Source organism: Micromonospora sp. NBC_01405 (assembly GCF_045040155.1).
GTDB lineage: Bacteria > Actinomycetota > Actinomycetes > Mycobacteriales > Micromonosporaceae > Micromonospora.
In genome coordinates this window covers 6,632,863-6,657,056 of record NZ_CP109532.1, presented here as the reverse complement: position 1 = coordinate 6,657,056, position 24,194 = coordinate 6,632,863, and the positions used below count along the sequence as shown (strand labels likewise).

Annotated in this window: 16 protein-coding genes; 7 read left to right on the top strand and 9 right to left on the bottom strand. The window is 73.9% G+C overall.

Features of this window, described 5'->3' with window-relative positions:
* Positions 1 to 130 precede the first annotated feature (130 nt).
* Positions 131 to 3,160 carry a discoidin domain-containing protein gene (locus tag OG559_RS28695; RefSeq protein WP_405109486.1) on the top strand — a complete coding sequence of 1,010 codons (3,030 nt, stop codon included), beginning with the start codon at positions 131 to 133 and terminating at the stop codon, positions 3,158 to 3,160.
* Positions 3,161 to 3,308: 148 nt separating this feature from the next.
* Here the strand turns inward: OG559_RS28695 and OG559_RS28690 are convergent, their stop codons facing one another.
* On the bottom strand, positions 3,309 to 4,727 hold the full coding sequence (locus OG559_RS28690; RefSeq protein ID WP_405109482.1) for a GH1 family beta-glucosidase: 1,419 nt from the start codon (positions 4,725 to 4,727) through the stop codon (positions 3,309 to 3,311).
* Positions 4,728 to 4,943: 216 nt separating this feature from the next.
* On the opposite strand from OG559_RS28690, the gene OG559_RS28685 reads away from it, so the two are divergent.
* Together OG559_RS28685 and OG559_RS28680 are read left to right on the top strand one after the other, a co-directional pair.
* A complete protein-coding gene (locus OG559_RS28685) occupies positions 4,944 to 6,053 on the top strand; it encodes a LacI family DNA-binding transcriptional regulator (RefSeq protein WP_405109479.1) in 1,110 nt (369 codons plus the stop codon).
* Positions 6,054 to 6,375: 322 nt separating this feature from the next.
* Positions 6,376 to 8,997, top strand: a complete 2,622-nt coding sequence (locus OG559_RS28680; RefSeq protein WP_405109476.1) for a discoidin domain-containing protein — start codon at positions 6,376 to 6,378, stop codon at positions 8,995 to 8,997.
* Positions 8,998 to 9,066: 69 nt separating this feature from the next.
* Here OG559_RS28680 and OG559_RS28675 read toward each other — a convergent pair whose 3' ends face one another.
* The 3 genes from OG559_RS28675 to OG559_RS28665 form a co-directional block, all read right to left on the bottom strand.
* A complete protein-coding gene (locus OG559_RS28675) occupies positions 9,067 to 9,843 on the bottom strand; it encodes an SIR2 family NAD-dependent protein deacylase (protein ID WP_405109473.1) in 777 nt (258 codons plus the stop codon).
* Positions 9,844 to 9,932: 89 nt separating this feature from the next.
* Positions 9,933 to 12,632 (bottom strand): M48 family metalloprotease, encoded by a 2,700-nt coding sequence (locus tag OG559_RS28670; RefSeq protein WP_405109470.1) that lies wholly within the window; start codon positions 12,630 to 12,632, stop codon positions 9,933 to 9,935.
* Positions 12,616 to 13,167 (bottom strand): hypothetical protein, encoded by a 552-nt coding sequence (locus tag OG559_RS28665; RefSeq protein WP_405109467.1) that lies wholly within the window; start codon positions 13,165 to 13,167, stop codon positions 12,616 to 12,618. The genes OG559_RS28670 and OG559_RS28665 overlap by 17 nt, the downstream gene beginning before the upstream one ends.
* A gap of 262 nt (positions 13,168 to 13,429) precedes the next feature.
* Here OG559_RS28665 and OG559_RS28660 point away from each other — a divergent pair, with 262 nt between their 5' ends.
* Complete coding sequence (locus tag OG559_RS28660) at positions 13,430 to 14,590, top strand: hypothetical protein (RefSeq protein WP_405109464.1); 1,161 nt, start codon at positions 13,430 to 13,432, stop codon at positions 14,588 to 14,590.
* Positions 14,591 to 14,668: 78 nt separating this feature from the next.
* Here OG559_RS28660 and fmdA read toward each other — a convergent pair whose 3' ends face one another.
* Positions 14,669 to 15,925 (bottom strand): formamidase, encoded by a 1,257-nt coding sequence (fmdA, locus tag OG559_RS28655; protein WP_405109461.1) that lies wholly within the window; start codon positions 15,923 to 15,925, stop codon positions 14,669 to 14,671.
* Between the two features lie 555 nt (positions 15,926 to 16,480).
* Positions 16,481 to 16,861, bottom strand: coding sequence for a YccF domain-containing protein (locus OG559_RS28650; RefSeq protein WP_405109459.1), 381 nt, complete (start codon positions 16,859 to 16,861; stop codon positions 16,481 to 16,483).
* Positions 16,862 to 17,052: 191 nt separating this feature from the next.
* On the opposite strand from OG559_RS28650, the gene OG559_RS28645 reads away from it, so the two are divergent.
* The gene (locus OG559_RS28645; protein ID WP_405109456.1) at positions 17,053 to 18,270 is read left to right on the top strand and encodes a hypothetical protein; all 1,218 of its coding nucleotides are present in this window, start codon (positions 17,053 to 17,055) and stop codon (positions 18,268 to 18,270) included.
* A 67-nt stretch (positions 18,271 to 18,337) separates the two neighbouring features.
* Here the strand turns inward: OG559_RS28645 and OG559_RS28640 are convergent, their stop codons facing one another.
* The 3 genes from OG559_RS28640 to OG559_RS28630 all read right to left on the bottom strand — a co-directional run bounded on the left by OG559_RS28640 (position 18,338) and on the right by OG559_RS28630 (position 21,966).
* Positions 18,338 to 18,961: a DUF305 domain-containing protein gene (locus OG559_RS28640; protein WP_405109453.1), complete on the bottom strand. Its 624-nt coding sequence runs from the start codon at positions 18,959 to 18,961 to the stop codon at positions 18,338 to 18,340.
* Positions 18,958 to 20,244, bottom strand: coding sequence for a DUF1996 domain-containing protein (locus OG559_RS28635; RefSeq protein WP_405109450.1), 1,287 nt, complete (start codon positions 20,242 to 20,244; stop codon positions 18,958 to 18,960). Before OG559_RS28635 ends, OG559_RS28640 begins: the two co-directional genes overlap by 4 nt.
* A 291-nt stretch (positions 20,245 to 20,535) precedes the next feature.
* A complete protein-coding gene (locus OG559_RS28630; RefSeq protein ID WP_405109448.1) occupies positions 20,536 to 21,966 on the bottom strand; it encodes a cellulose binding domain-containing protein in 1,431 nt (476 codons plus the stop codon).
* Positions 21,967 to 22,448: 482 nt separating this feature from the next.
* On the opposite strand from OG559_RS28630, the gene kdpF reads away from it, so the two are divergent.
* A complete protein-coding gene (gene kdpF, locus OG559_RS28625) occupies positions 22,449 to 22,538 on the top strand; it encodes a K(+)-transporting ATPase subunit F (protein WP_036343797.1) in 90 nt (29 codons plus the stop codon).
* A complete protein-coding gene (gene kdpA / locus OG559_RS28620) occupies positions 22,538 to 24,193 on the top strand; it encodes a potassium-transporting ATPase subunit KdpA (RefSeq protein ID WP_405109445.1) in 1,656 nt (551 codons plus the stop codon). The genes kdpF and kdpA overlap by 1 nt, the downstream gene beginning before the upstream one ends.
* Position 24,194 lies beyond the last annotated feature (1 nt).

Sequence of the window (24,194 nt, the reverse complement as noted above, 5' to 3'; positions counted from 1 at the left end):
GCCCCCGGTCACCGGCCCGGACGCCACGCCACACCCGCCGGGCGCCACCAACACCGCCACCGCTAACACCGCCAACGCCGCCATCCGCCGCCGTACCCGCGTCGGCGTCCCCTCTCCGACAGGCAGGCCCATGACCGTTCACCCTCCCGTCCCCCGCCGCCGACCATCGTCGCGGCACCGGCCCGCACTGCTCGTCGTCGCCCTGGTGGCGGCGTACCTCGTCGTCGCCCAACCCGTCGCGCACGCGGCCGACACCCTGCTGTCGCAGGGCCGGCCGGCCACCGCGTCCTCCCAGGAGGGGGCCGACGTCGGCGCGGCCAACGCGGTCGACGGCAACGCCGGCACCCGCTGGTCCAGCCAGTTCAGCGACCCCCAGTGGCTGCGCGTCGACCTCGGCGGCACCGCCACCATCAGCCAGGTCGTCCTCCAGTGGGAGGGCGCGTACGCGCGGGCGTACCAGATCCAGACCTCGGCCGACGGCGCCACCTGGACCACCGTGCACGGCACGACCACCGGGGCCGGGGGCACCGAGACGATCCCCGTCGCCGGCAGCGGGCGGTACGTGCGGATGTACGGCACCGTGCGGGCCAGCGGCTACGGCTACTCCCTGTACGAGTTCAAGGTCTACGGCTCGCTCGGCGGCCCGACCACACCCCCGCCCACCAGCCCGACGCCGACCCCCGGTAACTGGCAGACCGTCTGGACGGACGACTTCACCGGTCCCGCCGGCACCTCGCCGTCGGCGGCGAACTGGCTGCTGCGCACCGGCACCTCCTACCCCGGCGGCGCGGCGAACTGGGGCACCGGCGAGGTGGAGACGGCGACCGCGTCGACCGCGAACGTCCAGCTCGACGGTGCCGGCCGGCTGAGCATCCGGGCGATCCGGGACGCGGCCGGCGCCTGGACCTCGGGTCGGCTGGAGACCCAGCGGGCAGACTTCGAGCCGCGCGCCGGCGAGCAGTTGAGGTTCACCGCCGTGCTCCGGCAGCCCGACGTGGCCGACGGCCTCGGGTACTGGCCCGGGTTCCGCGCCACCGGCGCCGCCTTCCGGGGCAACTTCACCAACTGGCCCGGCGTCGGCGAGACCGACATCATGACCGACGTCAACGGCCGCGGTCAGCTCGCCCAGACGCTGCACTGCGGCACCGCGCCCGACGGCGTGTGCGCCGAGTACACCGGCCGCTCCAGCGGGCTGGCCACCTGCGCCGGCTGCCGGACCGGCTACCACGAGTACACCCAGGTCATCGACCGGACGAGGACCGACGAGGAGATCCGCTTCTACCTCGACGGGCGGCAGACCTGGGTGGTGCGCGAGTCGCAGGTCGGCGTCGCCGCCTGGAACGCCGCCGTGCACCACGGCTTCTTCCTCCGGCTGGACCTGGCCGTCGGCGGCTCGCTGCCCAACGCGATCGCCGGCCGGAGCACCCCCACCCCGGGGACCACCTCGGGCGGGGTGCTCAGCGTCGACTCGGTGACCGTGTCCCGGGCCGCCGGCACGGTTCCCGCCGCGATGACCGACCCGCCCACCCCGGCCGGGCCGAGCACGGTGCGGGTGACCGGCACCCAGGGCAACTGGCAGCTCCAGGTCAACGGCGCCCCGTACGAGGTGCGGGGGATGACCTACGGGCCGCCGCAGGCCGCCGCCGACGGGTACCTGCGGGACCTGCGGAACATGGGCGTCAACACGATCCGGATCTGGGGCGTGGACGACACCCACACCCCGGCCCTGCTCGACCGGGCGGCCCAGCAGGGCATCAAGGTGGTCGTCGGGCACTGGCTCAACCAGGGTGCCGACTATGTCAACGACACCGCCTACAAGAATACCGTCAAGGCCGAGATCGTGGCCCGGGTCAACGCGCTGAAGAACCGGCAGGGCGTGCTGATGTGGGACGTCGGCAACGAGGTCATCCTGACCATGCAGGACCACGGCCTCCCGGCCGACGTGGTCGAGGCCCGGCGGGTGGCGTACGCGCAGTTCGTCAACGAGGTGGCCCAGGCGGTCCACGCCGCCGACCCGTTCCACCCGGTCACCTCCACGGACGCCTACACCCACGCGTGGACGTACTACCAGCGGTACTCGCCCGCGCTGGACCTGCTGGCGGTCAACTCCTACGGCGCGATCGGCACGGTGAAGTCGGACTGGATCGCGGGCGGCCACACCAAGCCGTACCTGCTCACCGAGGGCGGCCCGAACGGCGAGTGGGAGGTGCCCGACGACGTCAACGGGGTGCCCGACGAGCCGACCGACCTGGCGAAGCGGGCCGGCTACACGGCGAGTTGGAACGCCATCAAGGGTCACCCCGGCGTGGCGCTCGGGGCCACCGAGTTCCACTACGGCCTGGAGAACGACTTCGGCGGGGTGTGGCTCAACGCCACCACCGGCGGATGGCGGCGGCTCGGCTACCACGCGCTGCGCCAGGCGTACACCGGGCAGGCGGCGGCGAACACCCCGCCGGAGATCACCGCCATGTCGGTCAGCCCGCAGACCGCCGTGCCGGCCGGCGGCACCTTCACCGTCGACGTGACCGCCGGGGACCCGCAGGGCGACCTGGTCCGCTACAACCTGATGGCCGGCGACAAGCACATCACCGGCAACCGGGGGCTGACCAACCTGACGTTCACCCAGACCGGGAACGGGCGGTTCACGGTGCGGGCCCCCGAGCGGCTCGGGGTGTGGAAGGTCTACGTGTACGCCTTCGACGGGCACGGCAACGTCGGCATCGAGCAGCGCTCCTTCAAGGTCGTGCCGCCGACCGTCCCGGGCACCAACCTGGCCCGGGGCAGGGCGGTCACCGCGTCCTCGTACCAGCCCACCGGCGCCAACGGCCCGCAGTTGCCCGGGTACGCGGTCGACGGCGACCACGGCACCCGGTGGGCCAGCGAGTGGGTCGGCACCGCCTGGCTCCGGGTCGACCTGGGTTCGGTGCAGTCCTTCGACCACGTCCAGCTCGCCTGGGAGGCGGCGTACGCCACCGCCTACTCGGTCGAGGTCTCGAACGACGGGAACACCTGGACGACGATCTACTCGACCACGAGCGGCGACGGGGGCTTCGACGGCCTGGACCTCTCCGGCACCGGCCGATATGTGCGGGTCAGCGGCACCAGGAAGGCCACCGACTACGGCTACTCCCTCTGGGAGTTCGGCGTCTACCGCAGGTGACCTCGCCGTGGGTCACGGCCGCCCCCGTGGCGTCCGTGACCCACCGGCGCGGTACCGCCGCGCCTGCGGTGGCGACGGCGCGGCCCCGGAAACCCCGGGGCCGCGCCGGCTACGTGTCGCGCCCGGCCGGGCGCGCGGGCGGTGGCCCTCAGCGGGGGCGGTCGACGCCGTTCGCGGCGATCGTCCGGCCGTACCAGTGGGCGCTGTCCTTGACCGTCCGACGCTGGGTGGCGTAGTCGACGTGGATCAGGCCGAACCGCTTGTCGTAGCCGAGGGCCCACTCGAAGTTGTCGAGCAGCGACCAGACGAAGAAGCCCCGCAGGTCCGCGCCGGCGGTCAGCGCCTCGTGCGCGGCGGCCAGGTGCCGGTGCAGGTAGTCGGTGCGTTCCGGGTCGCGTACCCGGCCGTCGGCGTCGACCTCGTCCGGGTAGGCGGCGCCGTTCTCGGTGACGTACAGCGGCGGCGCGCCGTAGTCCCGGGTGACCCGCAGCAGCATGTCGCGCAGCCCGCCGGGGTCGACGGACCAGCCCATCGCCGTGACCGGCCCGGGCACCGGATGGAACGCGACGCCCTCGGCGCCCGGGTACGGGGTGTCGGCGTCGTGGTGGCCGTCCGGGCCGGCGCCGACCAGGTCGGGCTGGTAGTAGTTGACGCACAGCGCGTCCAGCGGCGCGGCGATCAGGTCGAGGTCGCCTTCGCGCACGAACGACCAGTCGCTCAGGGCCGCGGTGTCGGCGAGCACGTCCGCCGGGTAGGCCCCGCGCAGCAGCGGGTCGAGGAAGATCCGGTTGAGCAGCCCGTCGATGCGTCGCGCGGCGTCACGGTCGGCGGGCGCGTCGCTGACGGGCCGCACCGTGCCGACGTTGAGCGCCACCGAGACCTGGCCGGTGACGCCGGCGGCGCGCAGCGCGGCGACCCCGTGCCCGTGGGCCAGCAGCAGGTGGTGCGCGGCGCGCAGCGCGGCGCGCGGGTCGCGCCGCCCCGGGGCGTGCACCCCGCTGCCGTACCCGAGGAAGGCCGAGCACCACGGCTCGTTGAGGGTGTTCCACAGCCGGACCCGGTCGCCCAGGCGCGCGGCGACGGCGGCGACGTACTGCCCGTACCGGGCGGCGGTGTCGCGCGCCGCCCAGCCGCCGGCGTCCTCCAACTCCTGCGGCAGGTCCCAGTGGTACAGGGTGGCCGCCGGGCTGATGCCGGCGGCCAGCAGGTCGTCCACGAGCCGGTCGTAGAAGGCCAGGCCGGCGGCGTTGACCCCACCGCCGGCGGCGCGCACCCGGGGCCAGGCCACCGAGAAGCGGTACGCCGACAGGCCCAGCTCGGCCATCAGCGCCACGTCCTCGCGGTGCCGGCGGAAGTGGTCGCTGGCGTGCTCACCGGTGTGGCCGCCGGCGATCCGGCCCGGGGTGGCGGCGAAGGTGTCCCAGATCGAGGGGAGCCGTCCGTTGGCGCGCACGGCCCCCTCGATCTGGTACGCCGCGGTGGCCGCGCCCCACTGGAAGCCGGCGGGGAACCGTAGGTCGACGGGGGGCTGTCCGGCGGAGGTCCGCGCGGCCGCGAGCGTTCGCATCCGATCACCACTTCCCGGAGTTCCGAGCCTGGGAGAGCGCTCTCCCAGGGCTTGCCAGTCTTTCCCCGACGGTCACCTACTGTCAAGTGGCGGGCGGCCTGACCGCGGCGGGCTGCCCGGGGGAGCGTGCCCGGGCCACGTCGTCCGTGGCGCGGGGAGCTGGGCCCGCGCCGCAGCTCAGAGAGCGCTTTCCGGCGCGCATGCTATAACTTCCGGATGGCGGAGTCGCCCCAGACGGGCAACCTGTCCCGCCCGGGGGAGCGCGTCCCGGGGTCGGCGGGGGAGCGTGGCGCGGCCCGGAGCAGGCTGCCCACCCTGGAGGACGTCGCCCGGGTGGCCGGGGTGTCCCGGGCCACCGTGTCGCGCGTCGTCAACGGGGTGCGCAACGTCGACCCCGACCTGCACACCACGGTCTGGGCGGCGGTGGACGCGACCGGGTACGTGCCGAACCGCGCCGCGCGTTCCCTGGTCACCCGGCGGGCCGGGACGGTCGCGCTGGTCGTGTCCGACAGCGAGGAGCACGACGACGACCCGTTCCTGGGCAGGCTCTTCACCGACCCGTTCTTCGGCCGGGTCGTCGGCGGCGTGCTGAGCGTCCTGCGCCCGGTGGGCGTGCAACTCGGCCTGCACCTGGTGGGCAGCCCGCCGGCGCGCGTCCGGCTGGTCGGGGACCTGCGCCAGGGGCAGGCCGACGGCGTGGTGCTGCTGTCGCTGCACCCCGACGACGCGCTGCCCGGCCTGCTGGTCGAGGCGGGGATCGCCGCGGTGATGGTGGGCCGCCCCGCCCGCCCCGCCCCGATCAGCTACGTCGACCTGGCCAACGAGGCGGGCGCGGCGCTGGCCGTCGAGCGCCTGCTCGCCCGGGGTTGTCAGCGCGTCGGGCTGATCGCCGGTCCCGAGCACGTGCCGGCCAGTCAGGACCGGGTGGCCGGTTTCCGGCAGGCGATGGCCCGCCGTGGGTACGCGTGGTCGCCGTCCGAGGCGGGCAACTTCACCCGGGAGAGCGGCGAGGCCGCCATGCGTCGCCTGCTGGCCGCCCACCCCGACCTCGACGGCGTCTTCGTCGCCAACGACCTGATGGCGCAGGGCGCCCTGGTCGCCCTGCACGAGGCGGGCCGTCGGGTGCCCGACGACGTCGCGGTGGTGGGCTTCGACGACAGCAGCGCCGCGCAGGCCGCCCAGCCGCCGCTGACCACCGTCCGGCACCCGCTGGAGGTCATGGCAGCCGAGGCGACCCGGCTGCTGCTGGCCCGCATCGAGGATCCGCAGCTGCGCGTCGCGTCGGTCATCCACGACCCCGTCCTGGTGGTGCGCCGCAGCGCCTGAGCGGGCCGGCGGGCGGTGGCGTCAACGCCTCCCGGCGACGCGTCGGCCTTCGCCGGCAATTCGTCAACTCTTAATTAATGCCGTCATTAAAGGCTCAACCGGCAGATTCGTCAAGAGCGAGGTGCCCCGAGAGGGCGGAAGTCGCATCGATCGGCAGTGTTGGTGATCGATGTCTTGACGGGGATGCGGTCTCGCCGTAACACTCTCTGAGAGCGCTCTCCGATCGCGGTGCCGCCCTCGGCGGCACCCTCCACGGCGCCACGGCCCTCTCGTCGTCCCCGTCGCGCCCGGCGTCCGCAGCCCTCTATCGACAGGCGGAGTCATGACATCTCGCGTCCCATCCGTACGTCCGACACCGGGCCTTCGGCCCGCCCGGCGGCGTACCCTCGTCGGGCTGGTGCTCGCGCTCGTCGCGGCGCTGGCACCGACCGGCGGGTCGCCGGCCCAGGCGGCGCCGGTGCTGCTCTCGCAGGGCCGGCCGGCGACCGCGTCGTCCACCGAGAACGCCGGCACGCCCGCGTCGGCGGCCGTCGACGGCAACACCGGCACCCGCTGGGCGAGCGCGTTCAGCGATCCCCAGTGGCTCCAGGTCGACCTGGGCGCCCGCGCCACCATCAGCCAGGTGACCCTGGTCTGGGAGGGCGCCTACGCCCGGGCGTTCCAGATCCAGACCTCCGACGACGGCAGCGCGTGGACCACCGTCGCAAGCACCACCACCGGCACCGGCGGCACCCAGAACCTGACCGTCACCGGGGCCGGCCGGTACGTGCGGATGCACGGCACCGCACGGGCCACCGGCTACGGCTACTCACTCTGGGAGTTCCAGGTGTACGGCGAGACCGGTGGCCCGACGCCCACCTGCGGCAGCGCCAACGCCGCCCAGGGCCGCCCGGCCACCGCCTCGTCCGTCGAGGGCGCCGGCACGCCCGCGTCGGCGGCCGTCGACGGCAACACCGGCACCCGGTGGGCCAGCCTCGCCGCGGATCCCCAGTGGCTCCAGGTCGACCTCGGGTCCAGCCGGGCGATCTGCCGGGTCGTCCTGCGCTGGGAGGCCGCCCACGCCCGGGCGTTCCAGGTCCAGACCTCGGCCGACGGCAGCGCGTGGAGCACCGCCTGGAGCACCACCACCGGCTCCGGCGGCGTCCAGTCCCTCGACCTCACCGCGACCGGCCGCTACCTTCGGGTGTACGGCACCGCGCGGGCCACCGGTTACGGCTACTCACTCTGGGAGCTGGAGGTGAACGTGACCGGGACCGACACCCCGCCGGTCGAACCGACCGACCCGCGCAACCCGAACCTCGGCCCGAACACCTTCGTGTTCGACCCGAGCACGCCGACCGCCACCATCCAGGGCCGGCTGAACACCCTGTTCACCCAGCAGGAGACCAACCAGTTCGGCCCCCAGCGGTACGCGGTGCTGTTCAAGCCGGGCACCTACACCGCCGACGTCAACCTCGGCTTCTTCACCCAGGTCGCCGGCCTCGGCATGAGCCCCGACGACGTCAACCTCAACGGACACGTCCGGGCCGAGGCGTTCTGGATGGGCGGCAACGCCACCCAGAACTTCTGGCGCGCCGCCGAGAACCTGTCGGTGACCCTGCCGGCCGGCACCAGCGTGGAACGCTGGGCGGTGTCGCAGGCGGCCCCCTACCGCCGGATGCACCTGCGCGGCGCGCAGAACCAGATCCAGCTCTGGAACGGCGGTGACGGCTGGTCCAGCGGCGGGCTGATGGCCGACACGAAGATCGACGGCACGGTCGTCTCCGGCTCGCAGCAGCAGTGGTACTCGCGCAACAGCGAGTTCGGCGCCTGGACCGGCTCGGTGTGGAACATGGTGTTCCAGGGCGTCACCGGAGCCCCGCCGCCGAACTTCCCCAACCCGTCGCACACCGTCATCGCGCAGACCCCCCAGGTGCGGGAAAAGCCCTTCCTGTACGTCGACGGCACCGGCGAGTACCGGGTCTTCGTGCCGGCCCTGCGCGCCAACTCGGCGGGCACCAGCTGGTACGGCAGGACCCCCGCAGGCTCGTCGCTGTCGCTCAGCGAGTTCTACGTCGTCCGCCCGGGCACCAGCGCGGCCACCATCAACGCGGCGCTCGCCCAGGGTCGGCACCTGCTGTTCACCCCCGGTGTGCACCACGTCAGCGAGCCGATCCAGATCAACCGCGCCAACACCGTGGTCCTCGGCCTCGGCCTGGCCACCATCCAGCCCGACAACGGCACGGCCGCCATGCGGGTCGCCGACGTGGACGGGGTGAAGGTGGCCGGCGTGATGTTCGAGGCGGGCACGGTGAACTCGCCGGTGCTGATGGAGGTCGGCCCGGCCGGCTCGGCGGCCGGCCACGCCGCCAACCCGACCTCGCTGCACGACGTCTTCTTCCGCATCGGCGGGCCGGGCGTCGGCCGGGCCACCACCACGCTGACCGTCAACAGCGACAACGTCATCGGCGACCACATGTGGCTGTGGCGGGCCGACCACGGCGACGGGGTGGGCTGGGCGGCGAACACCGCCGACACCGGCCTGACCGTCAACGGTGACGACGTCACCATGTACGGGCTGTTCGTCGAGCACTACCAGAAGTACCAGACCGTCTGGAACGGCAACGGCGGGCGCACCTACTTCTACCAGAACGAGATGCCCTACGACCCGCCGAACCAGGGCGCCTGGATGAACGGCGCGTCCCGCGGGTACGCCGCGTACAAGGTGGCCAACGGGGTCACCAGCCACCAGGCGTGGGGGCTGGGCAGCTACTGCTACTTCAACGTCGACCCCTCGGTCGTCGCCGACCGGGCCATCGAGGCCCCCACCAACCCGAACGTCCGGTTCACCAACATGGTCACCGTGTCGCTCGGTGGGGTCGGCACCATCAACCGGGTGATCAACAATGCCGGCGGCACGGCCAACGCCGGCAACCAGGTGGTCTACCTGACCACGAACCCGTAACCCGGCCGACGGCCACGGGCCCGGCCGGCGTCGTCGGCCGGGCCCGCACCTCGGCGCCGCCGGTGCCCCTCACCCCTGCCCGGCGCCACCCCACGCCGCCTCGACCAGGGCGGGGAGGACCAGGGCGGCCGGCCCGCGCAGGTTCACGGCGCAGACCGGATCCAGCGGCGTCCGGTGCGGGTTGACCTGGATCACCGGGGTGCCGAGGCGGGCCGCGACCTGGGGGATCTCGGCGGCGGGGTAGACCAGGCCGGAGGTGCCCACCGTCACCAGCAGGTCGCAGGAGGACGCGGCGTCGACCGCGGCGGCCAGCGCCGCCTCCGGCAACGCCTCGCCGAACCACACCACGCCCGGCCGGACCGGCGCCCCGCAGCGCGGGCACCCGGGCGGTGGCACCCGCCGGCCGTGCGCCGGCTCGTCCGACGCCGCGTCCGGCAGCGGCGCCGGCCGGGCGCAGGCCGAGCAGCGCGGCGCGAACAGGCTGCCGTGCAGGTGCAGCGGTGCGGCCGAACCCGCGCGTTCATGCAGGTCGTCGACGTTCTGGGTGATCAGGACGGTGTCCGGGACGCGGGCCTCGATCGCGGCCACCGCCAGGTGCCCCGCGTTCGGCCGGGCCGCCCGGACGCTGTCGCGTCGCCACTCGTACCAGCCCCACACCAGCGCGGGGTCGGCGCGGAACGCCTCTGCCGTGGCAAGCTCCTGCGCGTCGAACCGTTCCCACAGCCCGGTGAGGGCGTCGCGGAAGGTCGGCACACCGCTCTCGGCCGAGATGCCCGCGCCGGTGAACACCACCACCCGGTGCGCCCGGCCCAGCAGCGCCGCGGCCTGCCGTACGTCGTGCCCCATGCCGTCTCCCTCCCGCGCGCGGGCCGACCGCGCGCCCGAACGAGTCTCACAGCCTCGCACGGGGCACCCCACGGCCGCCGGCGCGGCCGTCAGGCCCGGCTGCGGACGAAGGTCTGCTCGCCCCACGACCCGTCGTCGTTGTCCTGGCGGATCACGAGCCGGTCGTCGGCGCACCGGTACGAGCCGTTCGTGTCCTCGGCGGTGGGCGTCACGTTCACCTCGCGGTCGTCGACGCGCAGCACCACGTCGCTGGTGTCGACGGAGTCGCGCTGGGTGTAGCGCCCGGCGTCGGCCGCCCAGCGGTAGGTCACCACTCCCCGGTGGACGCTGCGCACCGCGTGCCCGTTCAGCGTGCCCTCGGCGACGAAGAGGTCGTACAGGTCGGTCGCGCCGCCGTCGGCCCGGTACGCGGTGGCGAAGCCGGTGTCCGGCCCGCTGGCCAGGTCGATGCCGGCGTCGCCGGTGAGGCCGGCCAGCGTGCCGAGCGGCGAGTCGGCCTCGACGGTGAAGTGGTAGCGGCCGGCGGCGAGCCGCCAGACCCCGACCAGGCAGGGGTCGCGGGCGGCGGGCGCCGCCGGGGCCGGCCGACCACGGGCCACCGCGACCGTGCCGGCGGACGCGAGCAGCACGGCGACCCCGGCCACCACCCACCGCCGGTGCCGCCCGGCGGCGGCCAGCCCCGCCGCCACGGCCGCCCCGAGCGCGGCGGCGAGCACCGCCGCCACCGGGGCGACGACGAGGGCGTGGGTGAGCGCGCGGACGGCGTCGACTCCGTCCACGGCGGGAGCGCAGCGGTCCGTGGCGCCGGCCACGCAGGACAGCACCGTGCCGGCGGCCAGGATGGCCGGAACCATCAACAGCCCCGCCGTGAGGGCGGCCAGCAGGGCGTGCGGCAGCGCCAGGCGCCGGGTGGCCACCGCCGCGACGGCGACGGTCAGCTCGACGAACGTGACCGGCAGCAGGGTGTGGCTGTTGACCAGGACCGCGGCGGTGGCCGTGGCGAGGCCGGGGTCGCGTGCGGCGACGCCGGCGCCGAGGGGCACCAGCGGCAGCACCAGGGCGCCGACGGCCCCGCCGACGAGGCCCAGGCGCACCGCCCGCCGGGTGGCGTGGCGGGTGGCCAGCACCGGGAACAGCGCCGCGACCAGCGGCAGGACGAGCAGGTACGGCGCCTGGGTGGCGACGATGCGGAAGTAGAAGCCGAGCAGGTCGAGCAGGACCAGCGGGGTGAGGGTGTCCGGGTGGCCCTCGCGCGCGGCGACGAGGCGCCACATGCTGAACTCGCCGTCGGTGGACCAGGCGTCCAGCACGAGCAGGGCCGTCACGTAGCCGGCACTGACCGCCGTGGTGGCCAGCGCGGCGCCGGCCCAGGCCAGCCGGGTGCGGGACGCGTCCGACGGCGCGATGCGTCGCAGGTGCGCCCGCGCGCCGTCGGCCACCCACCGGCCGAGCAGTGCACCACCGGCGATCCACAGCAGACCCAGGATCACCTCGACCCACCAGGCCCGCCGGTCGCTGGTGTACGCCGCGGACCAGGCCAGCCGCCGACCGACGAGCAGGCCGCAGGCCAGCGCCGCGCCGAACAGCCCGCCCGAGGCCGCCGGCGCGGCGGTGCGCCGCGCCCACCAGGCGGACCGCCACAGCGCGCCGGTGGTGACCAGCGCGAGCGGCACGCCGAGCAGCACGCCGGCGGCGAAGGCGCCGCCCGTCGGGTCCGAGCCGGGCAGCGTGCGCGGCAGGTTGGACATCAGGCCCATCAGCGGCGGCGCGGCGATGCCGGCGGCCAGGCCGGCGCCGAGCGCCTCCACCGGGCGGGCGGCGTACCGGTGCCCGGGACGATCCAGGGCGTCCGCGCGGGCCCGGGCCAGCGGGTGGAACCGGAAGACCGCGCCCAACCGGGCCCACCGGCCGGCCCGCCTGCGGTCGGTGGCCAGCAGCGCCCGGACGGCCGCGCTGTCGTCGCCGGTGAGCCGGGCGTCGGCGGCGAACTCCCGGGCGCGCAGCACCGACCACGCCGACACCTGCACGATCAGCGCGAACGCGGCCAGCCGCCAGGCGGCGGTGAACAGGCCCCGGGCGGGAACCGATCCGACGTAGTTGACCGCGACCGGGACGAGCACGGCGAGCGGGAACGCCCACGCCTGGGCGATGGTCAGCCGGGTGAGGTGGACGTCGGCGTTGCGCACGTGGGCCAGCTCGTGCAGGACGACGGCCCGGAACAGGTGCGGCGCCGTGCGGTGGGCGTGCACCAGCCCCAGGTCCAGCCGGACGTACCGGATGGGTCCCGCGCCGAAGGTGTTGCCGCTGATCCGCGCCGACCGGGACACCACGAACGTCGGCGGCCGGCGCAGCTCCGCCTCCCGGACCAGAGCGGCCAGGTCGGACCGCAGCGCCTCGGTGCCGGGGGTCCGGTCGAGGCGGCGCAGGCCGCGCAGCCGGCACTCGCACCAGGGCGCGGCGAGGTAGACGACGGCGGCCACCGCCGCGAGCACGGCCAGCCCGATGAGCATCTGCCGGAGCAGGTCCGCGTCCAGGGTGCCCAGGCAGCGCTGCACCGCCGCCACGGACTCCTCGTCCACCGTCCCGGCGCGCATGTCGATCGGCGGCCCGACCCCGCTCAGGCACTCCGCGCGGGCGCGGGTGGCGTCGGCGTCGACGAGGACGGTCTGCCAGCCGAACATGCTCGTGCCCACGACCGCCGTCACCGCGGCGACGAACCGGCCGAGGGTGGTGGAGGGCAGCGGCGGCGTTCCCTCGCCCGCCCCGCCGCCCTCAGCTGCCGTCGACATCCGGGGCGGAGTCGCCGAAGCGTTGGGCGAACGCGTCCCGCACCGCGTCGCGCAGCACCGCGACCTGGTCCTCGGTCAGCTCCCAGCGCGGGTCCCGGGCGGCGGCGGTGACCGCCTCCTCGATGCGCAGCAGCTGGCCGGGCCCCAGCCGCACGGTGCCGGCCGGCGGGAGGCCGGCGGGGGACCGGCGGGCCCGCCAGCGCCGGCCGAGGCCGCGCAGGCCGCCGCGGACCGCCTCCGTGGCCTGCTCCCGCAGCCCGTCGCGCAGCGCCTCCACCCCGATGCCGGTCAACACCAGCAGGTACGGCAGGAGCGGCTCGATGGTCCACTCGAAGCCCCCGCCGCCGGCCTCGCCGCCGCCCACCCGCACGAGCCGGGCCGGGTCGCGGCGCCAGTGCCCGGGGCGCCGCCGGTAGGTGGGCGCGAGGAACACCAGCAGCGGCTCCTCGGCGGGGGCCACGGCCCGGACTGCCAGCCGGACCAGATCGTCCTCGACCTCGGCCGTCGGGGTGTGCGTGGACGTGGTCCGGGCCATCGTGCTCCTGCTCTCCCGCAAGTCTTCGCGGTCACCGTACGGGGGACGGCGGCAACTGGCGGTCGGCAACCGGACAGTCGCGCCCGGCCGGGCGGTCTCGGGACCGGCCGTCGACCGGTCCCCGCCCGAGCCTCCCTCACCGGGCCGCCACCGAGCCGGGACACCCCGCCCCGGACATCGACTAGAGTCGCGGCCGAACAGGGCACCGGGGCGGGGCCGGCGGATCGTCCCCGGCCCACGGGACGCGGTCGCACCCTGCACGGTGGACGGACACACGGGCGGACGGTTGATGGACATTCGGCTGCGCGGGCCGGTCGGGTGGCGGCGGGCGACGGCGGGAGTCGCCCTGGCCGCCGTGGCCATCGTCGGCCTGACCACAGTCGGCGTGGCCCCGGTGGCGGCGGCGGGCCCGCCCACCGTGCTGTCGACGACCGCCGGCACGCCGGTGTGTCAGGTCCGCGACGGCCGGCTGAACGAGATCTCCGGGATGGCCGCCGTCGGCGACGGGTTCGTGGTGGTCAACGACGGCGCCGACGAGGAGGCCCGGCGTCGGATCTTCTTCCTCGACGCCGACTGCGCGGTGGTGCGGACGGTGCGCTACCCGTCGCGTCCCCGCGACACCGAGGACCTGGGCGTCGGCGCGGACGGCACGGTCTGGGTGGCCGACGTCGGCGACAACGACCGCTCCCGCCGGACGGTCGCCCTGTGGCGGCTTCGGCCCGGCGGGAAACGCCCGGTGCTGTACCGCCTGGCGTACCCGGACGGTCCGCACGACGCGGAGGCCCTCCTGGTCGCCGGTGACGGGCGTCCGGTGATCGTGACCAAGCAGGGCGGCGGCGCCGGCCTGTACCGCCCGGCCGCGGCGCTGCGGCCGGGCGCGACGGTGCCGCTGACCCGGGTGGGGCAGGTGCGGCTGCCGTCCACCAGGACAAGCAACCCGTTCTCCTTCGTCGGTCGGGCGGTGGTCACCGGCGGCGCGACCGCGCCGGACGGGCGTCGGGTGGTCCTGCGCACCTATGCCGACGCGTTCGAGTTCGACGTCTCCGGCGGCGACGTGGTCGCCGCCCTGACCACCGGCACGCCGCGGGTCGTCCCGCTGCCCGACGAGCCGCAGGGGGAGTCGGTCACCTACAGCCGTGACGGCCGGTCCCTGCTCACCGTCTCCGAGACCGCGGGCCAGCCGCCCGGCACGCGGCCCACGATCCTGCGCTACGCGCTGACCCCGACGCCGGCCGCCACCCGGCCCCGGACCGACCCGACGCCGGCCGCGCCCCGGGGCGCAGACGCCCCCGACCGTGCCGACCGTGCCGACCACGGCGGTGCCAGGTCTGCGGCCGCGGGTGCGGCGGTCGCGGCGCTGGCCCTGCTCGTCCTGGGGATGGCCAGGGCGAGGGGCGCGGGCCGCCAGGACAAGGGAAAGTGAGGCGCTCCCGGCCCACAGTGGACCTTCGACGCGCGAGCCGCGCCCGGCGGTGCACGACCGGGGCCCGCAGCCGTCCGGTCAGGACATGCTGGCCCTCGGGGCGCCCGGGCCGGGGTTGATCCTGGTCGGGCCGCCGGCGGACGGGCGTACGTCGAAGTTGAAGATCTCGGTGGGCAGGTAGACCGTCGCGCAGGAGTTGGGGATGTCCACCACCCCGGAGAACCGGCCCTCGATCGGCGCCGCGCCGAGCAGGAGGTACGCCTGCTCGGGCTGGTAACCGAAGCGGGTCAGGTAGTCGATGGCGTGCAGGCACGCGCGCTGGTAGGCCAACTGCGAGTCGAGGTACCGCTGCTGGCCGTCGAGGGTGACGGACAGTCCGGAGAAGGCCAGCCACTGGCTGAACTGCGGTGGCGTGTTCCCCGGCAGGAAGATGGCGTTCTCGGCGACGCCGTACGTCTGCATGCCGTTCTTGATCAGGTCGACGTGCAGGTCGATGTAGCCGCCCATCTCGATGGCGCCGCAGAAGGTGATCTCGCCGTCGCCCTGGGAGAAGTGCAGGTCGCCCACGGACAGGTTCGCGCCGGGCACGTAGACCGGGTAGAAGACCCGGGTGCCCGCGGTGAAGTTCTTGATGTCCTGGTTCCCGCCGTTCTCCCGGGGCGGGGCGGTACGCGCCGCCTCCGCCGCCACCCGGTCGAACTCCGCACCGGTGAGCGTGCCGAGGATCGCGTCTTGGGGCTCGGGCGGCAGGGACAGGGGCGGTACCCGATCCGGGTCGGTGGCCCGCAGCGCGCCCTCGCGCCGGTTCCAGGTGGCCAGCATCCCGGCGGACGGGGCGGTGCCCATCAGCCCGGGATGCGTGATCCCGGTGAACTCGACCCCGGGGATGTGGCGGGAGGTGGCCTGCCGTCCGGTGAAGTCCCAGATGGCCTTGTAGGCGTCGGGGAACTGCTCGGTGAGGAATCCGCCGCCGTTGCCGGTGGGGAACACTCCGGTGTATCCCCAGCCCTGGCCGGCCAGCGGGCCGGAGTCCTCCTGGGGGATGGGCCCGAGGTCGAGGATGTCGACGACGAGCAGGTCGCCGGGTTCGGCGCCCTGCACGGCGAAGGGGCCGCTGAGGGCGTGGACCCTGGTCAGCGGGGCGTCCCGGACGTCCTCGGCCGAGTCGTCGTTGTGGATCGCCCCGTCGAACCACTCCCGGCAGTGGACGCGGAACGACTGGCCGGGCCGGACGGTGGCCACGGGTGGGATGTCGGGGTGCCACCTGTTGTGGCCGATTATCTCCTGGTCGGTGAACCGTCTGGCGGAGTCGAGCGGGAACAGTAGTTCGGGCATGTCGTTCTGCCTTTCGATCGGGCTGGTGGAACGGGCCGGCGTGGGCCGGTCACCAGCGGGGCAGGCGGGCGTGGGCCGGGTTCGTCGACCGCCGGACCGGTTGCCGGCCCGGGACGCGCGTCACGACGTCCGGCGTCTCCGCGCTACGCTCCGCCCGGTCGATCGCTCGACGCAGGGGCGCCGGTGTGCGGGTGAGCCGAGGCGCTGAGAAGACCCGGGCGGCCGGGCACCCGCACCGTGGGCAGCGCGCGGCGGTGCCGGCGGTGCCGATCGGCAGCGTGGTGTCGAAGTTGCCGTCCTGTGGGCACCGGTACTCGTACGTGGCCATCTCCACCCGCCCTTCGCAGCGTCTCGCGGACGGCGGTCGGCCTGCGGCTGGATCGCCCGCATGCCCATCCTCCGCCGATTTCGCCCTCAAATGGCATGAAGTCACCAACGGGGGACTCTCGCGGGCGGACGGCAGAAGGCGAGGCCGGGCTGAACGGGGCGGCGGTGACCCCGCCGCCCCGCCCACTGCCCGGGCCCGATCGCCGGGCGACATCCGGTGGCGAAACGCTACGGCGCGTCGACGACCTCGCGCCCGAGGGGCCAGAACGCGGCGGGTACGAGCTTGAAGTTCGCGATGCCGAACGGGATTCCGACGATCGTGACGCAGAGCGCGACGCCGGCGAGGACGTGGGACAGCGCCAGCCACCAGCCGGCCAGCACCACCCAGAGGAGGTTGGCCAGGCCGGAGGGGGCGCCGGCGCCGGGCTTGGGCACGAGGGTGCGGCCGAAGGGCCACAGCGAGTAGCTGGCCAGGCGCAGTGAGGCGACCCCGAACGGGATCGTGACGACCAGGGCGAAGCAGATCAGCGCGGCGATGCCGTATCCGACGGCGAGGACGAGACCGCCGCCGAAGACCAGCCACAACACGTTGAGCAGAAAGCGGATCACCCCTCCAGCATGACTCCCTGCCGCCACCGGCCCGCAGGGGCCCGAGCCGCGCCCCCGCCGGCCCGCGAAGCGTCCCACCGGGCGCCCTGTCGGCTAGCTGACCCGTGGCTGGTCGGTCGAGCGGGGCGGCATCGACAATCGTGGTGCACCATGCGGGCCCGGTGGGAACCGACTATCGCGGGAGCACGATGATGTCTGGCAGGACGGCCGTCCGGCGGGCGGTGGCGGTGACCGGGTTGCTGTCGCTGCTCATGGCGGCCGGCGCGGTGGTGGCGGCGCCGGCCACAGCAGCGGTCCCGACCGGCACGATGAGCGGCAGCACCGTCGCCGACGGGCGGAGCCTGCTCTACGTGAACAACCCGGAGCCGCTGCGCAACGCCGACCTCGCCGAGGCGGGCAGGCCGATCTCCGTGCACGGACTGACCACCGGCGGCGCCTACCGCGCCTACTTCGAGCACGTGAACCGGACCAGCCCGGCGGTGTCGCTGCACTACGGCATCCGGCTGACGAACGGTCGCAGCACCGCGACCACGGTCACCCGGACCCGCAGCGTCTGGCGGACCGGGGCGGCGAGCATCGGCGGCCCGGCGCTGGCCGACTTCTTCAACGGCAGCGAGAGCACCACGATCACCGTGCCGGGCAACGGTGGCCGGGCCTGGCTGTACCGCAGCGACCAACTCGGGAGCAGCCTGCCCGCCACGGTCAACCAGTACCTCGTCGGGGCGGCCGACTTCACCAGCACCGGTGTGCTCACCGCCGAGGTGCTGGCCTGGTCCAGCACCGTGCCCACCGGCAACTACTTCTACCCCGGCTACACCACCGAACTGCGCGACGGGTTTCCCCAGCACCGCGTCGACAAGGGCCTCAGCCCGATCAGCGCCGCCGCCCTCACCATCACCTCGACCCTGACCAGCGGCAAGGTCGAGGACCAGCTGCTCAGCGCCACGGCGGGCGCCAACAAGGCCTGCCCGACGAACAGCTACGCGAACACGGGCTGGGCGACGAACCTCAACCACCTGCAGAACGTGGGCGCCCTCGGTGGCGACATGGTCTCGCTCACCACCCCGGAGGGCCAGCTCGTCACGTCCTGCGTGAACTCGCCCTTCGGTGGCGGCACGCCGAGCCTGCGAAACTGGGGTGTCCTCTACACGGTCCAGTTGACGGTGGACAACCAGTCGTACGCGCCCCGGGCCCTGGCGTTGACCGTGACCGGGGTCGGCGGCGGCGTCAATGTCGCCTACCGTCCACCGGGCGGCACCGCCTGGCAGTCCGCGCTGGTCGGCGACCTTTCCGCCGTCACCTGGGCGACCGTCACCGCGCCGCCCGGCCGGTCCACCTTCACCGCCGCCTTCGCGGTGAGCGGACCGGGCCGGTTCGGGCTCCTGCACAGGCTGCGGACCACCGGCTGAGCGTGCCGACGAACTCGCCGGGGGTCGTGTTCGGCTGACCCACTCCGAGGCCACCGGCGCGATTGCGCTACCCCGTGGCCGGGGTGTCCGTGAGCCAGCCGAGTTCGGTGGCGCGGGTCCGGCCCATGCGCTCCGCGAGCCCCCGGGTCTGCGCGTCGGAGCCGTTGGTCCGCTCGGCATCGGCGAGCCGTGCGCCCTGCTCCACGTGTTCGCGCAGGGTCTGCCCGATGGCGCTGTCGAACGCCGGGCCGCGCAGGGAGCGCAGCGCGACGAGATCGGCGGGAACCACCATCCCGGGCAGGTCGTGCCCCTCGTGCTCGTTGACCGCCGGAAGCCCGGCCCGGCCGCGCAGCCGCCGCAGGTCGTCCAGCTCCGCGCGCCGGCTTGCCGCGATCCGCCCGGCCAGCTCGCGGACCCCCTCGTCGGTGCTGCGCCCCGGCACCAGGTCGAGCGCCGCGAGCGCCTGTTCGTTCATCGGGATCATCAGCTGGATCCACGCCGCGTCGGTGCCACCGAACGTCGCGGTGGCGGCGGTCGGCACGCCGGGGGCCGGTGCGCCGGTGGCCGGCTCGGTGGGCGGCTCGGCGACGCAACCGGTCGCCGACGGCCCGGCGACGAGCAGGAGCCCGAGGAGGAGGACGGGGGCCCTCGCCGGCCCGCTGCGGGGCCGGCGAAGGGGAATGACCGTCATGGGGTGCCGTTGACGCCGCACTTGACGACCGGACGGATGCAGTCACGTACCCGGCGCTCCATCTCCGCCACGGGCCAGGCGTTGAAGAAGTCGCCGTGCATCGTGAAGCCGGCGCCGGAGGCGAGCCGGAAGCGGGCCGGGTCACCGTTCGCCGGGTACCGGATCACCTGGCGTAGCTTCGGCACGGGCACCGGGTGGGTGGACGGGCAGTCGTTGTTGACCGGGTACGCCAGGTGGCTCTGGTGGTTCGTCGAGTCGAGGTTCACGCCGTCCCAGCACTGTGGGAAGTCCAGGTACGACTCGAGCATGCTGCCGGCCGGGCAGGCGACGAAGTTCTTCGACGGGTTCACCTCGCCGTGGTGCAGGCAGGACCAGCGGGCGATGCTCTGCTCCGGCGCGGTCGCCTTGGCGTTGCCGGCGACGATGCGCAGGCCCAGCGGCAGCGGCTGGATCCGTGCGGTCACGTCGGGGCGGACGCCCTCGCCGAGGTAGTAGAAGGTGGCGATCGACGGTTCGACGGGCTGGTTGTCGACGTAGAGCGTCGGGATCCAGTAGGACGAGGTGTCCACCGAGGGGCTGCAGTTGCTCCTGGCGTTGATCAGGTCGTTCACGGTGGTGTGCGCGTTCGTCACCTCGCTGCCGAAGAAGCTGTGCATGTGCGAGGCTCCGGGCAGGCCCGGGAAGACGATCGGGTCGTCCGGAAGCCGGTGGCTGAACGGGCAGTCGGCGAGGAACTCGGAGACCCGCACGATCGGGCCGCCGGGCGGGGTCGTCGGCGTTGAGCCGCCGACGCCGTGGACCTGGAACTCCCAGAGCGACACGCCGTACTGGGTGGCCCGCTGGGTCGCGTTGACCCGGACGTACCGGCCGCTGCCGGAGACGGCGAGATCCTGGGTGCCGCCCGGTCCTGTGGTGGTGCTGTAGACGGTCGTCCAGGCGTTGCCGTCGGCGGAGGTCTGCACCGTGAAGGCGCGTGCGTACGCGGCCTCCCAGCGCAGCACCACCCGGCTGACGGTCGCGGTGGCGCCGAGGTCGATCCGCAACCACTGGGGATCGCTGAAGGCGCTGCCCCAGCGGGTGCCGTTGTTGCCGTCGACGGCGTTGGCGGCGGGTGTGCCGCCGTTCTCGGTGGAGGACGCCGTGGCCGGTCGCCCCTGCGAGAGCAGGGGGTCGGCCGCGTCGGCCCGGACGGCGGTGGCGACCAGATAGCCGCCGAGCAGCGCGACGAGCGCCACGGCGAGCGCGGCGGTCCGCAGCGGCCCGCGAGTCGGAGTCAGGGACATGGGACTTCCTTTCGGGCCTGGGCCTACTGGGTGAGCGGCGGGGCAGAAGTCCGAAGCATCGGTACTCCTTGGGAGGTGGTGGTGGGACCGACGGATCAGCGATCGGGCCCCAAGCGGGAGAGCGCTCTCCCATGCCACCTACTCTCGGCTCTGCCGACCAGGGCTGTCAATGACCTGCGGATTGATCCTTGCCGATTGTGCTGTTTCGAGCCGGCCGCCGGCATCCGGGTCGGCGCCGGGGGATCGGCGACCGGCGGGATCCGTCCGCCGACCCGGTGGGGCCGGACGCGGCTACGGGGTGACGGCGATGTTGGTCAGGCCGTTGACCGCGTTCGTGACCGTGTTCGAGGCGTGCACGACGTTGGGGTTCGCCGGGCACTTCGACGTCGAGGAGACGTAGACGGCGTACCGGCCGACGCCGCCGAGGTCGGAGGTGTTGCCGCGCCAGACGTTGCCGCAGCCGTACCCGGTGAGGAGGTTGTGGGTTTCGTAGCCGTTGGCGAACGTGCCCGGCGCGCGGAACGTGCCGGTGTTGCCCTCGACGAGGTAGCCGTTGCCCTTGGCGTCGATCCACGAGTCGCCGGAGTTGGCGCCGGAGATGCCCTGGCCGTCGAAGGTGTTGCCACGGATCACGCCGCCCTCGGTGCCCTCCTTGATGTCCACGTGCTCGGCCGTCACGCGGGGACCGATCCGGTTGTTCAGCACCTGCACCCGGTCGGAGCGGTCCATCCCGCCGGAGTTGCCGTGGCAGCCGAAGTTGGACTGGGCCGAGCCGAGGTAGACCCCCTCGCCGTAGCCGGGCTGCGTCAGGCCCGTGTCGGTGATCACCGAGTTGCGGATGATCCCGTCCGCGGAGGAGCGGCGGAAGTGCACCGCCTCGTCCTCGGTGTGGTGCACGTACACCCCGTCGATGGCCACGTGGTGGGAGTTGTCCAGCACGATGCCCTTCTTCGACTCGGCAACGGTGAAGCCGGTCAGGTTCCAGTACGGGGCGTCGAACAGCCAGAGCCCGTACCCGGAGTCCCACCCGGCGGTCGGCGCCGGGCAGCTCGGCCCCGTGCCGGCGGGCCCGTCGTTGACCAGCACCGCCCCGCGCGGGCCGGTGAGGGTGATCCGGGACGCGGAGGTCCCGGCCCTCGTGGTCACGAAGGAGCCCCGGTACGTGCCTGCGGCGAGCTGGATCGTCTGCCCCGGCGCCGCCGCGGCGAGGGCGGCCTGGAGCTGGGCGGCGGTGGAGACGTTCACCGTCGTGCCGGGCGGCGCGGTCGTGGGCGGCGGTGTGGTGGGTGCCGGCGTGGTCGGCGGCGGTGTGGTGGGTGCCGGCGTCGTGGTCGGCGCGGGGCCGCCACCGACGCACGGGTCGCCGTTGACCGTGCAGTTGGTGGGGTTGCCCGCGCCGCTGACGTTGAAGCCGAAGCTCTCGCTGCCGCCGGGGGCGACGGTGCCGTTGTAGCCGGCGTTGGTGAACCGGTAGTGCTGGCCGTTCTGGGTGCGCACGGAACTCCAGGAGTTGCTGACGCTGGTCCCGGTGGGCAGGTCGAACTCGACGGCCCAGGTGGTCACGGCGGTGGCGCCGCCATTGGTGAGGACGTAGTCGGCGCCGTAGCCGCCGGGCCAGGTCGAGGTCTTGACGAGGCTGGCCGTCAGGCCCCCGGCGGCCAGGGCGAGCGGGGCGGTGCTGACCGCGAGGCCGACGGCGAGGCCGATGGCGCCGGCGGCCAACCATCGATGAGAGGTCTTCACTGGCATGGCCCTTCGTTGATGCGTGCGGCTGGCGGGCTGCCCGGATGCTGACGCCGAGTCAACCCATAACATCGATACACGTAGTTATACGCGACCCCGCGCGCCGACGGCCGGTACCTGCTCCACTGCACCGCCCGCAGCCGGGCCGCCGGCCGCCAGTGCATCCGCGTGCCCCTGGCCAACTCGCTCGTACGTGTCCGGGCCGCGCCGGTGACGGCGGTCACCGGCGGGGCCGGTCCGCGTGAAAACGGCGTCAAGAAACGGCCCGTCGCCGTCATGGTCGCGTGAAGGACCCTGTCCGCACGACGCCGGAGGCGTTGTGATTGCCCGGCGCGACCGGAAGTCGGTCGCGGCAACCGAGTCGGGTAAGAGGAGTCAGCCGTGTCTGACGTGGTGTTCGTGCTGGTGACGGTGGCGCTGTTCGTGGCGCTCACCCTCGTGGTGAGGGGCGTGGAGAAGCTGTGAGCGCCGTCAACGCCGTCGGCCTGGTGCTGGCGATCGGCCTGGGTGTGTTCCTGGTGGTCGCCCTGCTGTTCCCGGAGCGCTTCTGATGACCACGACAACAGCCGGTGTGCTGTTCATCCTCTCGCTCGTGGTGGCGCTGGTCGCCGTCCACAAGCCGTTCGGCGACCACCTGTACCGGGTGGTCGCGGGCACCCGGCAGTCCCGCGTCGAGCGGGGCGTCTACCGACTGGTCGGGGTCGACCCGTCCGCCGGGCAGACCTGGGGCGTGTACGCCCGCGCCGTGCTGGCCTTCTCCGCCGTGTCGATCCTGTTCCTGTACGCGTTCCAGCGCCTGCAGCACCACCTGTGGCTGTCCCTCGGCTTCGACCCGGTCGTGCCGCACGGGGCGTGGAACACGGCGGTGTCGTTCGTGACCAACACCAACTGGCAGTGGTACTCCGGCGAGTCGACCATGGGCCACCTGGTGCAGATGGCCGGGCTGGCGGTGCAGAACTTCGTCTCCGCCGCCGTCGGGATCGCCGTCGCGGTCGCCCTGGTCCGCGGGTTCGCCCGCAGCCGTACGGGCGAACTGGGCAACTTCTGGGTCGACCTGACCCGGATCACGCTGCGGGTCCTGCTGCCCGTATCGGTGCTCGGGGCGCTCGCCCTGATGCTCGGGGGAGTGGTGCAGAACCTGTCCGCCGGGACCGACGTGACCACCCTCACCGGTGGGGCCCAGACGATCACGGGAGGGCCGGTCGCCGGCCAGGAGGTGATCAAGGAACTGGGCACCAACGGCGGGGGCTTCTACAACGCCAACAGCGCCCACCCGTTCGAGAACCCGACGGCCTGGACGAACTGGCTGGAGATCTTCCTGATCCTGCTGATCCCGTTCAGCCTGCCCCGGGTCTTCGGCCGGATGGTCGGCCAGAACCGGCAGGGGTACGCCGTGGCCGCCGTGATGGCGGTCCTGGCGGTGGCGAGCGTCGCCCTGACCAACGTCTTCGAGCTGGCCGGGAACGGCACGGTGCCGCAGGCGGTCGGCGCGGCGCTGGAGGGCAAGGAGGTGCGGTTCGACGTGTCGAACTCGGCGACCTTCGCCGCCGCGACGACGCTCACCTCCACCGGGGCGGTGAACTCGTTCCACGACTCGTACACCGCGTTCGGCGGGATGATGCCGCTGGTCAACATGATGCTCGGCGAGGTCGCGCCCGGCGGTGTCGGCGCGGGCCTGTACGGCCTGCTGATCCTCGCGGTGATCACGGTCTTCGTGGCCGGCCTGATGGTCGGCCGGACCCCGGAGTACGTGGGTAAGAAGATCGGCGCACGGGAGATCAAGTTCGCCTCGCTGTACTTCCTGGTCACCCCGGCGCTGGTGCTGACCGGCACGGCGGCGGCCTTCGCCACCGGCAACGCCGCGACCGCGCTGAACACCGGCCCGCACGGCCTGTCCGAGGTGATCTACGCGTTCACCTCGGCGAGCAACAACAACGGCTCCGCGTTCGCCGGCATCACGGTGAACACCCCGTGGTGGAACACCGCCCTGGGACTGTGCATGCTGCTCGGCCGGTTCCTGCCGATCATCTTCGTCCTCGCCCTGGCTGGCTCCCTGGCCCGCCAGGCGCCCACCCCGGCCTCCGAGGGCACCCTGCCGACCCACCGACCCCTGTTCGTCGGGATGGTCGTGGGCGTCACGGTGATCCTCGTGGCCCTGACCTACCTGCCCGCGCTCGCGCTCGGCCCCCTGGCCGAAGGGCTGTGAC